This is a genomic window from Pusillimonas sp. (genome assembly GCF_029263785.1).
Taxonomy (GTDB): domain Bacteria; phylum Pseudomonadota; class Gammaproteobacteria; order Burkholderiales; family Burkholderiaceae_B; genus Pusillimonas.
Genome location: NZ_JAJUFE010000068.1, coordinates 1 through 11851 on the forward strand (window position 1 = coordinate 1; position 11851 = coordinate 11851).

The window sequence follows — 11851 nt, forward strand, 5'->3', positions numbered from 1 at the left end:
ACGCCTCTCAGGAGCCAGCCACCTTCAGATACCGCCAGGTAACAGCATTGTTCAAAGACTTGATCGACGATCTCGATAATTATTCGCCGGACCCGGATAAATTTCTGGATGTTCCGTTTGTACCTACCGATGACCGGGTGATCGAAGCCATGTTCGATCTGGGCGCGGTCAACTCCCAAGACGTATTGTTTGACTTGGGCTCGGGTGACGGGCGCATTGTCGTCGCCGCTGCGCGTGATCGCGGTGCGCGAAGTGTCGGCATCGAAATGGACACTGTGCGAATTGCCGACGCTATGGAATATGCCGGTAACTCTCGCGTGGAATTCATGGTCGACTTCATCGAAGACAATATATTCACAGCCGACTTCAGCGAAGCCACCGTGGTCACCCTTTACCTGCTCGATGCAGTAAACGTTCGCCTGCGGCCCAGGTTGTTGAGCCAGTTACGCCCGGGTACACGCATCATCTCGCAGACCTTTGATATGGGAGACTGGAAGCCTGACGAGCACATTCAGTTGAGCGGCGTGAATATTTACAAATGGATCGTACCTGCGCGGGTCGAAGGCGCTTGGCAATGGGAGTGCGTTGAAGGCGATCTTTATCACTTGGAGCTTGTTCAAAAGTTTCAAGAAGTCGACGGTAACGTCTGGATCGGCGATGACCCCGCGCTACTGGAAGTTGCGCAGCTAAGCGGCGACAGCCTGTCGGTGGCAGTTCGCGCTCACGATGCGGTGGCTCCGAAATCATTCACTCTTACTTTCGAGGAAGACGAACTGATTGCAGTCGTCGAGGAGTCCTCTGTCTAGGCGGTCGCTACCGACCCGTAGTTTGTTTTTATGTTTTAGCTTTTGGAAATACAGTGAACACCCTACCTCCTTGCCCTCAATGCAAATCTGAATACACCTATAACGACGGACAGCTTCTGATCTGCCCGGAGTGCGCACACGAATGGCTTCCCGGTGAGCAAGCGCCGGACGAAGAACAAGCAAAGGTGTTTCGCGATGCCTTTGGAAACGTCCTGCAAGACGGCGACACGGTCACCGTCATCAAAGACCTGAAACCCAAAGGCTCGAGCAACGTCATCAAAATGGGGACGCACGTGAAAAACATCCGCTTGGTGGATGCCGACCACGATATCGAATGCCGCATCGACGGCTTCGGCCAGATGAGCCTGAAGACGGAATTCGTTAAAAAGGTTTGACGCCCCAGATTTCGTGTAACTCCTGATCGGACTCCTGCGGCATCTCTGCCGCGCGCCCGGCCAAGTCGGCAATAGTTCGCCACTGTTCGAATGTATTGACGCTCCGTGTCTGATTGTTGGCAGCGTGACACGATGTTTATGGACGTTCGCCGCGCTGCTAGAATAAGAAAGATACCCAATTAAAGAGTGCATCATGAGCGTGACTGAAGTCGTTCCTTCTCCTGTCCGATTGTCTGTTATCAACGGCCCCGGCCAGCCTGAGCCTAGCCCCGCCCTCGAAAAACTCTACCGAGGTTTCGAGAAAGAACTGCTGGTTCCCCTTTGGACCGAAATCAGCGGCCTGATGCCACTTGCACCAAACAGCAAGGCAAGCCCGCACCTCTGGCGTTGGGACAGGCTATTGGAACTGGCTGACGAGGCCGGAAAAATTGTTCCGGTGGGCCGTGGCGGCGAGCGTCGCGCCATCGCACTGGCCAACCCGTCTTTGGGCGGGCGCCCCTACGCCACGCCCACCTTGTGGGCGGCCATTCAATATCTGATGCCAGGCGAAGACGCACCCGAACACCGTCACACACAGCATGCTTTCCGCTTCGTCGTCGAAGGCGAAGGCGTATGGACGGTGGTCAACGGCGATTCGATCCGTATGTCGCGCGGCGACTTTCTTCCGCAAGGCGGTTGGAACTGGCATGCGCACCACAATGCGGCAAGCGAGCCGATGGCCTGGATCGACGGGCTGGACATCCCGTTTTCACACTACACCGAGTCGACCTTCTTTGAAGTCGGCCGCGACCAGCTAAGTGCTGACGAACTGATTTCGCCGCAGTTTTCGCGATCCGAACGTCTGTGGGGCCATCCCGGCTTGCGGCCCGTGTCTCAATTAGAGTCCACGCCCTGCTCGCCGTTGCTGGCCTACCGCTGGGTTGATACTGATCGTGCGCTCGACGAGCAGCTGGCGCTCGAGGAAGAAGGCTACGCCGCAACGCTTAGCCCGGGCCATGCTGCGGTACGCTACACCAACCCCACCAATGGACGCGATGTATTACCTACGATCCGCACTGAAATGCATCGGGTCCGCGGCGGTGCCAACACGCGCACGACACGCGAGGTGGGGTCCTCTGTCTTTCAAGTATTCGACGGAACCGGCACGATCACCGTCGGCGAAAAGCAATGGCAGGTGCGCCGAGGCGATATGTTTGTCGTGCCTTCATGGACCACGTTCCGGGCCCAGGCAGACGCCGGCCAGCCCTCGCTTGATCTCTTCCGCTTTAGCGATACGCCTATTTTCGAGGCTTTGCACGCGCAACGCAGCGAAGTCGTTCAGCCGGCGTAAACCAGGCAACTCGGCAATAAAAAACAAGGCTCCGATTGGAGCCTTGTTTTTATTGCATCGAATTTTCAATGACCGCTGCAGACCAGCCGTCAAGGGTAGAGGGCCACAGGCCCCCGACATCGCCCGCCGCGAAACTGGCGGTGAAGTGATTACAGCCCGGCAGCTCAAGCGTACTTACGTCAACCTGCGCGTCTTGCAGTGCCTGGATCATTTCGTGTGCCTGCCGCTTCAAATGAGGAAACTCATCTTCTGCCCACGTGACCAGAAATGGTGGTAATCCGGCCCGCACATGCCGGATTGGAGACGCCTCTTGTTCGGCACCGAGCTCCGCGGGACCCAGGAAGCGCGGACGAACCGCCAACCCCGAGTCTTCGCCGAAATAGTAGGTTCCGGATACAGGTGCCACGCCTCGCAATGCCGAGGAACACGGAACGCCGGGCAAGGCTTCGTCTGTCACGGCAAGCAGGGCCGCGTAGTGGCCGCCGGCCGAATGTCCGCTGACGAACAGTTTGTCGGGGTCGCCCCCCCACTGATCAACATTCTGGCGCAGCCATTCGACGGCGCGCGCGCAATCCTGAAAGCCAGTGGGAAACACGTGGGTAGGCGCCAAACGATAGCCCCCTGACACAAAGGTGATTCCCAGTGCATTCAAGGCCGGCGCCATGAAGTACATCCACTCCTTGTAGCCGTTGGTCCAGCCGCCGCCATGGAAATACAGCAGCACACGACCATCCGGGTTGGCAGCAGGAAAAATGCCCAGGCTTTGATAGGGATCATCGCCATAGTTGACTTCGACAGGCTGCAAGCCTTTTGCGCGTTCAATAAGAACGTCATGGTATTTGGCCATGTTCTCGTTGAACGGCTCCTGAGGGGGGTACGCGTTGCGGTCCATGCTTAACGACGCTCCCGGGGCACAATCATCTTGGGATCAACCAGACGGCCTGCATCGACGACGCGGACGCCATCCAGATCGATGGAGCAATCGCGCATGGGCAGGTCGTAGTGGCCGCGTGTCGTGCGCTTGCCGCCCCCCTGGCTATTCGGGCCGGTCGAGAAGAGGAAGTTGCCCGGGAAGCAGCGGGCCGCTGCATGGCTGCGTTCGGGGGTTGAACCGTAAAGCGCGATGGAGTCCCAACGACACTGCGGATTAAGGCCCCAACCCAAATGCGAGATGGCGAACGGATCCATGTCGTTCTCGTGCTCTTTGCCTTCTGTGAGCCACTCTCGCATCAAGGTTGCATCCAGGCCGCCCTCGATTGACACAATGTGACCGTCGCGCACTTCGACCTGAATCTCATCCTGCACGTAACGGCAATAGGGAAGAATGACGATATCGCCGGGCTGCACCACCACACGTCCGCTGGCACTGCCCTCATTGGGGAAGGTGTGGATCAAGCCCACACCCCAATGGTCGAAGCGACCGGGCTCGTCCGCGTAGCCATACTGGCTCATGACGGGGTACTCGCCGCATTCGTATGTCAGGTCGGTTCCTGCCTTGCTGGTGACATGCACCTTGCGGGTTTTTTCGTACACCTTATGAGCATGGAGCACCGCCTCTTTAAGACCCGCAGGTGCCTGCAAGGCATATAGGTCGTCGGGAGCATCGATAACCATCTGCACCCGCGCACCGGCCTGGCGAACTTCGCGCAGCCACGATGCAAACAACGGCACATGAAAGATCAGGATCATGTCGGCAGCCTTGAGGGCATCAAGGGTACCCTTGCACTGACCAATGGTGGGCACGCCTACTTTCGTCCAGTCGGGAATGAGGTTGACCTTTAATTCATAAATATCGGCGCCCAGCATGTCGGCCGCAGCGAAGGACGCCTCGATATATTCGGTGCGCGTACCCAGGTCGCTGACGATAGCGATCGTTTCGCCTTTCTTCACATTGCATAGCTCGAATTGCTTCTTGAACAGCGCCGCCAGTTTGGCGGGGTTCAAGGTTTGTGTGCGCACATCAGCTTTAATCATTAAAGTCTCCTTGTGGACATAAGGGTATTGGACCGACCGATCAATAACAAACACTGTTCGGTTTTATGATATACAGTTCGTGAGTCTGGGTAGAACTATGGTTTTCCCTTATCATAGTTGCGCCCAGGACGGGCGCCGGTGGTTCGGCGCTGCTATTTCAAGGAAGGACATTGGTTCAGGTAAAGAAACCCGAGGTCGCACAGGCGATTACCAAAGCGGCCTATGAACTCTTCAAGACCCATGGCTATTCGGGCACTCGCATGCCCCAGATAGCCAAAGCCGCCAAAGTTTCGGCCGCCAATATTTACGTTTACTTCGATTCCAAACTGGACATCCTGATTTCGGTGTATCAGAACTGGTTCAGCGAACAGTTGGCCGAGATCAAGCAGCACGTCATTGGATGCAAAAATCATTCCGACGCGTTGTATCGGCTATTTATCGCCATCTGGAAAACGCTCCCGGCGGCAGACGGCGGCTTTTGTGGCACCCTTATCGAAGCTTTGTCAGACCGGTCCAACCAAGACAAATACTCCAAGCTGCTGCGCGCGCCCACCGACAAAGCCATAGATCAGATGTTGGCACATTGCCTTCCTTCGGCCCCGGTTGAAGCTCGCCAATCGATTTCCACGATGCTGATCATGGCATTCGACGGCTACGCGGTCAATTTCCATTTGAAGAACGGCCAAAAAGCAGATGCCGACGAGATCAAATTGCTTTGTGACATGATTCTCGCTGCCTATCCTCCGCAAGGCTAACCGACTACCCCTCAAGGCTAACCCTATTAGGGATTATCCCCTCTTGGCACTGCCAGCTCCGACCGCAAGAATAACGATCAATGTTCGCTATTCATGTTGGCGGGGCTATCAATGCGTCTCGAAATTAAAAATATAAGCAAGCAGTTTTCAAGGTCCAAGGCTCTTGACGACGTGTCGATAACGGTCACCGGAGGAACGATTCTGGCCTTGCTGGGGGAAAATGGCGCTGGCAAATCCACTCTCATCAAGATTCTTTCCGGCATCTACAAGGCCGATTCCGGCACCATTCTGATCAATGGCGAGCCGGTTGCCTTCAACACACCCTCTGAAGCCATGGAAGCGGGTGTCGTTCTGGTTCCCCAAGAACTGCGTGTCGTACCTCAGCTTTCCGTGGCTGAGAACATCCTTCTGGGACGACTGCCCGTCCGACGACTGGCGGGCGTATTGCCTTCACTGGATCGGAAGGCCGTACGGGAAACTGCCGCACAGGTCCTGAGCCAGCTCGGCATCGACCTGAATCCTGACGTCTTGGCGGGCTCGCTCGATTTCGCCTCCCGCCAGCTCATCGTCATCGCACGGGCACTTAGCCGCCGTGCTCGCATCCTGATACTGGACGAACCCACGGCTTCGCTCGAACGACAGGAAGTCGAACGGCTGTTTTCGGTGATCCGACGCCTGAAAGACCAGGGAGTGGCAATTATCTATATCTCGCACCGGCTCGAAGAAATAGAGCAGCTTGCAGATGCCTGCGTCATTCTTCGCGACGGCCGGGTAGCAGAATCCATCAGTGCGCCCCCTTTTGCACACGATGTTCTCGTCAGGGCAATGACCGGGCGCGAGCTGCAGCAGGCAAGCCCCGCCGTCCGGCAGGCCGGTCCGGAAAAAGCCACCCTTGCCATTGGTGCCGAACAGGTAACAGGCCGTACGCATCGGGTCGTGGGCCTGAGCGGTTTGCTGGGCAGCGGTACCACCGCCTTGCTGCACAAGGCGTTCGGCTCGCTGGATCGCAGTAACAAGGCGATGTCTGCGCAGTCGACCCGGGAAGCTATCCGTGCCGGCATGGGGCTGGTTCCCGGCGAGCGCAGCAAGGCACTGGTAATGCCCATGTCCATCCGGGACAACATCATCTTGCCGCACTTGTCCGAATTCAGCACACGATTCGGTCGTGACGAAGCGCGCATCGATGCCGTCGTGAACGCACTGATGGAAACCTTCGACATCCGTCCGCGCGACCCCCATATGCCGGTCGGCCACCTTTCGGGCGGCAATCAGCAAAAGGTCGCCTTTGCCAAATGGATGACCGGCCATCTGGAGCTTTTGCTGTTGGACGAGCCCACCAACGGCATCGATATCGCTGCCAAGGCTCTGATTCACGATTACATCGACCGGTTCGTCGCCCAACGCGGCGCTGTATTCCTGTCTTCCACCGATCTGCCCGAATTGCTAAGCCTTAGCGACGAAGTTGTTGTCATGAAACAGGGGCAATACGTGGGGCGAATGTGCCGGGACAGCGCCGACGACGAATTCGGTGAACACAAATTACGTAGCTTGTTAGGAATTGGATAATGAGTAGCAACACACTCGGGCAGGCGCCCGGCATGCCGACATCAACCTCCTGGACAAAACTTTTGTCCGGACAGATACCCGCACTGGTCCTGCTCGCCCTTTGCCTGTTTTCGGCATTCATGTCCGACCGGTTCATTTCATCGGCCAACATCACCAATATTCTTCTGCAGGCTTCTGTGCTGGCAGTTGTGACCATCGGCATGACCTACGTCATTATCGGCGGCGGATTCGATCTGTCGGTCGGGTCGGTCGTAGCACTCGCAGGATGCATTGCCGCCGAAGTCATGCTGCATTCCGGCATCGTCGCGGGCGTCGTTGCCGGAGCATTGTCCGGGGTCGCCGTGGGCGTCATCAACGGCTATGTCATAGCACGCGTCGGAGTCAGCCCCTTCATTGCCACCTTGGGCAGCATGGTTCTGGTACGAGGTGTCGTCCTGCTGATGACTCAGGGATCACCCATCGTCGGTGAAGAGGGCTTGCCCGACGCTTTCGTCAGTTTTGGAACCGGCCGGCTCTACGGCGTGCCTTACCTGGTCATTGCCGCGATTACCTCCTTCATCATCTTTGCGTGGACACTGCATCGCACCGCATTCGGCACTCGCACTTATGCTGTCGGAGGCAACAAAGAGGCGGCTTTCCTGTCTGGCGTTCCCGTCAACCGCGTCGTCATCACCACCTATGCCATCTGCGGATTCACGGCCGCCATTGCCGGAGTGATGCTGGCTGCAAGACTGCAGTCGGGCCAGCCGACCGCCGGAGAATTCTATGAGCTTAGTGCCATTGCAGCCGTGGTGTTGGGCGGCGCGGCCTTGCAGGGCGGCGAAGGAAAACTCTACAAGTCCATGATCGGAGTGCTGATCATGACCATCCTGGCCAATAGCCTGAACCTGATGGGCGTCGACAGCTACTGGCAGCGAATCGCGGTAGGCCTCGTGATCATTCTGGCGGCAGCGGCCGACCAGATGCGACACAAACATAAGTAGAACCTGCAATTAACCCCTGGGAGATAAGCAATGAAGTTTCTGACCACCCTACTTTCGTCGGCCCTGATCGCCGCCGCTCTACCCGGACTGGCCGCAGCCCAGTCCAAGCCTGTCATCGGCGTTTCACTAGCCTCAGATGTCAACCCCTTCTACATCGCCATGAAGAAAGGCATCGAGCAAAGAGCCGAAGAAGTCGGTGCAAAAGTGGTCATCGTGACCGCCAACGAAGTCGTCGCCCAACAGGTCAGCGGTATCCAGGATCTGGTTGCCCAAAAAGTAGATGGCATTCTGGCATCGCCAATTGACGCCGTGGCCGTGCGAAGCGCCTATGAGACAGCGTCCAAGGCCAACATTCCCGTCATCTCCGTGGCACGTCACGCCGATTCCGAGCACCAGTCAGCCTTCGTGTCAATGGACGAGAAAAAGGTCGGTGCCGACATCGCCAACTGGATCATGAAAGCCATCGACGGCAAAGGTGAGATCGCGATGATCACCGGCCCGGCCGGAGCGGCCACCTTCATCAACACCGCCGCAGGTTTTGATTCTGTGCTGAAGGATTATCCCGATGTGAAGGTCGTGATGCGCAAGGATGCGCCACTAACCCGTGAAGCCGGACTGAAGCTTTCCGAAGATGCACTGATTGCACATCCCAATCTGAAAGCCATCTACGCCGCCAATGACGAACTGGCTCTGGGTGCGGTTCAGGCAGTGGCCAGTGTCGGAAAGAAGGGTGAAGTAGTCGTGACCGGAATGAACGGTATTCCGCCTGCGATTCGGGCGGTCAAGTCTGGTGATCTCGGCCTGACCGTCGAGCTGAACCCGGTCACCTGGGGTCGCCTGGCCGTCGATACCATGATCGACTACCTCAACGGCAAAAAGCCCGACAGCAATGTTGCCATCAAACATGTCCTGATTGACAGCAGCAATGTCGATGAAGTGTTGAACCGGAGTGCGAAGAAGTAAGGTTCTAAGCGCCAACGGCAGCACTGCTTCGAACGAGGGCCGGGTCTCTGTAGACCGGCCCTTTTTCTTTAGTGTCAAAGTACATATTGTCGCCAGGATGTATCATTAAGCCCCTATCGGCAAAGACGCGCTTGCTTCCGATTACCCGTGATCGCCCGCGTCCATCGATTCCTTGAACTCCGTCCGGTGACCAGCGACATGACTTCCCGGCCTGCAGCATCCAAAGTCCAGCAACCATGGCGCACAGGGGCGCGTGAAGCAATTCCACTGTTCGGCGGCTATATCCCCATTGCCATATCTTTCGGTCTCATTGCCGTTCAAGCCGGCTTTACCGCCTGGGAAGCGATCCTCATCTCTTTCCTGGTATACGCAGGCACTGCTCAATTCCTGTTTGTAAGCATGGTTGCGTCCGGCGTTCCGATTTGGCTGGTAACCTTGATGACGCTTCTGATCAATGCGCGTCTTGTCGTATATGGTCCAAATATGGCGCCCTTGCTTCCACAAAGTCGATGGTGGCCGTGGCTGATGCATGGGCTGACCGACCAGTTATTTGCGCTGGCACACACCCGCCTTCCCCAGTTGCCTGTCGAACAGCGCCTGGGATGGTTTACGGGCGCCTCCTTGCTGGCCTGGTTTGGCTGGGTGGTGGGCACGGCAGTCGGGGCCGTAGCAGGCGCCGAGCTGACAGCGCGCTGGCCAACGTTGGGTCAGGCCATGTCGTTTGCCCTGCCGGCCCTTTTTGTTGTGCTGCTCGCGCCACGCTTCACATCCAGGATCTGGTCGGCCACCATAGGCGCCACCATTCTGGCTGCGGCCCTGCTGCAATTTTATGGTTGGACAAAGACGGCAATACCCGTGGCTGCAGCATGCGGCATGTTGGTGTTTTACGCCATGAAGAACTCGACACCCGGCAAGCGAGAAACGGCATGACGGTTGAGCTCTGGATTTCCGTAGGGGTCATTGCACTGTTCACGTACTTTTTACGGGCCCTTCCATTTTTCTGGATGCAACGTCGCCTGAAGCGTCATAACAGCGCCTCATCGGACGGTGTTCCGGCCTGGCTGATCGTGCTTGGCCCGGCCATGATTTCCGCCATGTTTGGCGTGTCTCTGGTACCAGCATCGAACACGGCCAGCGCCTGGCTGGCCACCGTTTTTGGAACCGCACTGACACTATGCGTCTGGTATCGAACCAGGTCGCTGAGCTGGCCCGTTTTTGCGGGAGTCGCCATGTACGCGATTGTCCTCGTTATCGCGACATGAGCCCCTCACCCTCAACACCGGTCACCTACCGGCGCGTCCTGTTCCTGGCCATTCCCATCATTCTGGCCAATCTGACGCAACCTCTGATGTCGGCCGTGGATACGGCCGTCGCCGGACACCTGCCCGGAGCGCATCATCTGGCAGGAGTGGCACTTGGAAGCTTGCTTTTCAATTTGCTGTTCTGGGTGTTTGGCTTCTTGCGCATGGGCACTACCGGTGTGGTCGCGCAATATTACGGCGCTCGTGCGCCGGAATCCATCGTACTGACAGTGGGACGAGGCGTGCTGATTGCCTGGGCGATCGGGCTGTCGATACTGATATTGCAACGCCCACTCATAGAAGGCGGACTGGCTTTGCTGGGCGCTTCGCAGGAAGCAGCCGAACAGGCACAATTCTATGCCTATGGTCGAGTGTGGTCCGCTCCGCTTACGCTTACCAACTATGTCATTTTGGGCTGGCTGCTGGGTTGCCAGCGAGTACGGGTGGCCCTGGCCATCCAGATCCTGATCAATCTGGTGAACCTTGCGGCGGTGTTCGCGTTTGTCTATGGCCTGGATTGGGGCGTGGCCGGAATCGGGCGGGCCACGGCCGTTGCGGATTTCACTGGGGCGCTAGTGGGTGCCACACTGTTATGGCGCAGCTACGCTCTGCATATCAAGGCGGCACGCTGGGCGCAGGTACTCGAACCCACCGCCTTGCGGCGGCTGATACAGATCAATGGGCATATCTTCATCCGGACGGCCTGCCTGCTGGCCACGATGGCCTGGTTTACTCACCTGGGGGCCAAACAGGGTGACGCCTTGCTTGCCGCCAACGCCATTTTGCTGAACTTCCTGAGCTTCACATCGTACGGCCTGGATGGCTTCGCCCACGCCGCCGAAACCTTGAGCGGATCTGCAGTGGGGCAAAGAAACCGGGCACGCCTGGCCCGCGTGATTCATGTGTGCATGGTGTGGGGTGTAATCGGCTCTTTGTTATACGTGCTGGTGTATGCCCTTGCGGGAGCCGAGCTGATTCGCCTGCTGACCGACCAGGCCGGGATCGCCGCGCTGGCCGATACCTTCTTGATCTGGGCGGTACTGGCCCCCTTGATATCCATGCCCGCCTATCTATTCGACGGCGTGTTCATCGGTGCAACGCAAACGCGGCCACTGATGTTGATCATGGTGGCATGCTCGCTGGTATTTCTGGCCCTATCGCTTTGCCTGCTGCCCTGGCTGGGAAACCACGGCCTGTGGATGTCTTTCCTTATCTTCAACGCTCTGCGCGGTGTGGGATTGGGGCTCGCCTTGCGTCCGACCATATACCGAAATATTTGCAGCCAGGGGACGACATAATAGGCGCCCCCTGGCTGCAAGCGTAACCGGATCAACTAGGGCAGATAGTTGGCCGGCACACCAAAGCTGATGAAGTTCTTGGTGAGATGCTGGTCCTTATCGTCTTTAGCCTGGTTCGGAACAGCGCCATCGCACCATTGCTTCGACTTGGCATGAGGAGTGCCGTTACTGGTGACGACAAAGCACCGGGATTTATCGACGACGTCCTTGTTGTTTTCATCGCAGTCTTTAAACTTCATGTCTACGGGACACTCGGTGAACTTGCGCTTGACTTCAAAGGTGTAGACGTTGTCGTCCAGGTCGGTAAAGCGGACCTTGATCGGATAACTTGCGACAGTGCCCACCCTGAACCCAGGAATCTGCGTGTTGCTGGGCATATTTACGTCTTGCTTGACGTCGTCGCAGTTCTCGCCGTTGCCAATCACGCACACACCGTACTTCTTGATGATCGGAACAGTAGGCTTGGCCAGCAGGTCGGGG

The 11851-nt window shown here is 57.3% G+C and carries 12 protein-coding genes and 1 pseudogene; 10 read left to right on the top strand and 3 right to left on the bottom strand.

Annotation, left to right across the window (positions count from 1 at the left end; genetic code table 11):
- The 3 genes from Q1J88_RS11920 to Q1J88_RS11930 form a co-directional block, all read left to right on the top strand.
- Nucleotides 1-806: hypothetical protein (locus Q1J88_RS11920; RefSeq protein ID WP_301117941.1), on the top strand; the 806-nt coding region annotated here is incomplete at its 5' end.
- Nucleotides 807-859: 53 nt separating this feature from the next.
- Nucleotides 860-1201, top strand: a complete 342-nt coding sequence (locus tag Q1J88_RS11925) for a zinc ribbon domain-containing protein YjdM (RefSeq protein WP_301117942.1) — start codon at nt 860-862, stop codon at nt 1199-1201.
- 193 nt (nt 1202-1394) lie between these two features.
- A complete protein-coding gene (locus Q1J88_RS11930; protein ID WP_301117943.1) occupies nt 1395-2531 on the top strand; it encodes a cupin domain-containing protein in 1137 nt (378 codons plus the stop codon).
- A 49-nt stretch (nt 2532-2580) separates the two neighbouring features.
- On the opposite strand, the gene Q1J88_RS11935 is transcribed toward Q1J88_RS11930, so the two are convergent.
- Nucleotides 2581-3423, bottom strand: a complete 843-nt coding sequence (locus Q1J88_RS11935; RefSeq protein WP_301117945.1) for an alpha/beta hydrolase — start codon at nt 3421-3423, stop codon at nt 2581-2583.
- 2 nt (nt 3424-3425) lie between these two features.
- Nucleotides 3426-4505, bottom strand: coding sequence for a hypothetical protein (locus Q1J88_RS11940; protein ID WP_301117946.1), 1080 nt, complete (start codon nt 4503-4505; stop codon nt 3426-3428).
- 170 nt (nt 4506-4675) lie between these two features.
- Here Q1J88_RS11940 and Q1J88_RS11945 point away from each other — a divergent pair, with 170 nt between their 5' ends.
- The 7 genes from Q1J88_RS11945 to Q1J88_RS11975 all read left to right on the top strand — a co-directional run bounded on the left by Q1J88_RS11945 (nt 4676) and on the right by Q1J88_RS11975 (nt 11371).
- Nucleotides 4676-5260 (top strand): TetR/AcrR family transcriptional regulator, encoded by a 585-nt coding sequence (locus tag Q1J88_RS11945; RefSeq protein ID WP_301117947.1) that lies wholly within the window; start codon nt 4676-4678, stop codon nt 5258-5260.
- A 111-nt stretch (nt 5261-5371) separates the two neighbouring features.
- A complete protein-coding gene (locus tag Q1J88_RS11950) occupies nt 5372-6826 on the top strand; it encodes a sugar ABC transporter ATP-binding protein (protein ID WP_301117948.1) in 1455 nt (484 codons plus the stop codon).
- Nucleotides 6826-7809, top strand: coding sequence for an ABC transporter permease (locus Q1J88_RS11955; RefSeq protein WP_301117949.1), 984 nt, complete (start codon nt 6826-6828; stop codon nt 7807-7809). Before Q1J88_RS11950 ends, Q1J88_RS11955 begins: the two co-directional genes overlap by 1 nt.
- A 30-nt stretch (nt 7810-7839) precedes the next feature.
- Complete coding sequence (locus tag Q1J88_RS11960; protein WP_301117950.1) at nt 7840-8772, top strand: substrate-binding domain-containing protein; 933 nt, start codon at nt 7840-7842, stop codon at nt 8770-8772.
- A gap of 147 nt (nt 8773-8919) precedes the next feature.
- Nucleotides 8920-9702, top strand: coding sequence for an AzlC family ABC transporter permease (locus Q1J88_RS11965; protein ID WP_301117951.1), 783 nt, complete (start codon nt 8920-8922; stop codon nt 9700-9702).
- The gene (locus Q1J88_RS11970; protein WP_301117952.1) at nt 9699-10034 is read left to right on the top strand and encodes an AzlD domain-containing protein; all 336 of its coding nucleotides are present in this window, start codon (nt 9699-9701) and stop codon (nt 10032-10034) included. Before Q1J88_RS11965 ends, Q1J88_RS11970 begins: the two co-directional genes overlap by 4 nt.
- Nucleotides 10031-11371 carry an MATE family efflux transporter gene (locus Q1J88_RS11975; RefSeq protein WP_301117953.1) on the top strand — a complete coding sequence of 447 codons (1341 nt, stop codon included), beginning with the start codon at nt 10031-10033 and terminating at the stop codon, nt 11369-11371. Before Q1J88_RS11970 ends, Q1J88_RS11975 begins: the two co-directional genes overlap by 4 nt.
- A 35-nt stretch (nt 11372-11406) precedes the next feature.
- Here Q1J88_RS11975 and Q1J88_RS11980 read toward each other — a convergent pair.
- A pseudogene (locus Q1J88_RS11980) lies at nt 11407-11851 on the bottom strand (hypothetical protein); the annotation flags it as partial.

Bases quoted from the DNA above. Each gene is read 5' to 3' on its own strand.
- Q1J88_RS11970 (WP_301117952.1), top strand. From the start codon at position 9,699: ATGACGGTTGAGCTCTGGATTTCCGTAGGGGTCATTGCACTGTTCACG.
- Q1J88_RS11935 (WP_301117945.1), bottom strand. From the start codon at position 3,423: ATGGACCGCAACGCGTACCCCCCTCAGGAGCCGTTCAACGAGAACATG.
- Q1J88_RS11975 (WP_301117953.1), top strand. From the start codon at position 10,031: ATGAGCCCCTCACCCTCAACACCGGTCACCTACCGGCGCGTCCTGTTC.
- Q1J88_RS11950 (WP_301117948.1), top strand. From the start codon at position 5,372: ATGCGTCTCGAAATTAAAAATATAAGCAAGCAGTTTTCAAGGTCCAAG.
- Q1J88_RS11960 (WP_301117950.1), top strand. From the start codon at position 7,840: ATGAAGTTTCTGACCACCCTACTTTCGTCGGCCCTGATCGCCGCCGCT.
- Q1J88_RS11930 (WP_301117943.1), top strand. From the start codon at position 1,395: ATGAGCGTGACTGAAGTCGTTCCTTCTCCTGTCCGATTGTCTGTTATC.
- Q1J88_RS11940 (WP_301117946.1), bottom strand. From the start codon at position 4,505: ATGATTAAAGCTGATGTGCGCACACAAACCTTGAACCCCGCCAAACTG.
- Q1J88_RS11955 (WP_301117949.1), top strand. From the start codon at position 6,826: ATGAGTAGCAACACACTCGGGCAGGCGCCCGGCATGCCGACATCAACC.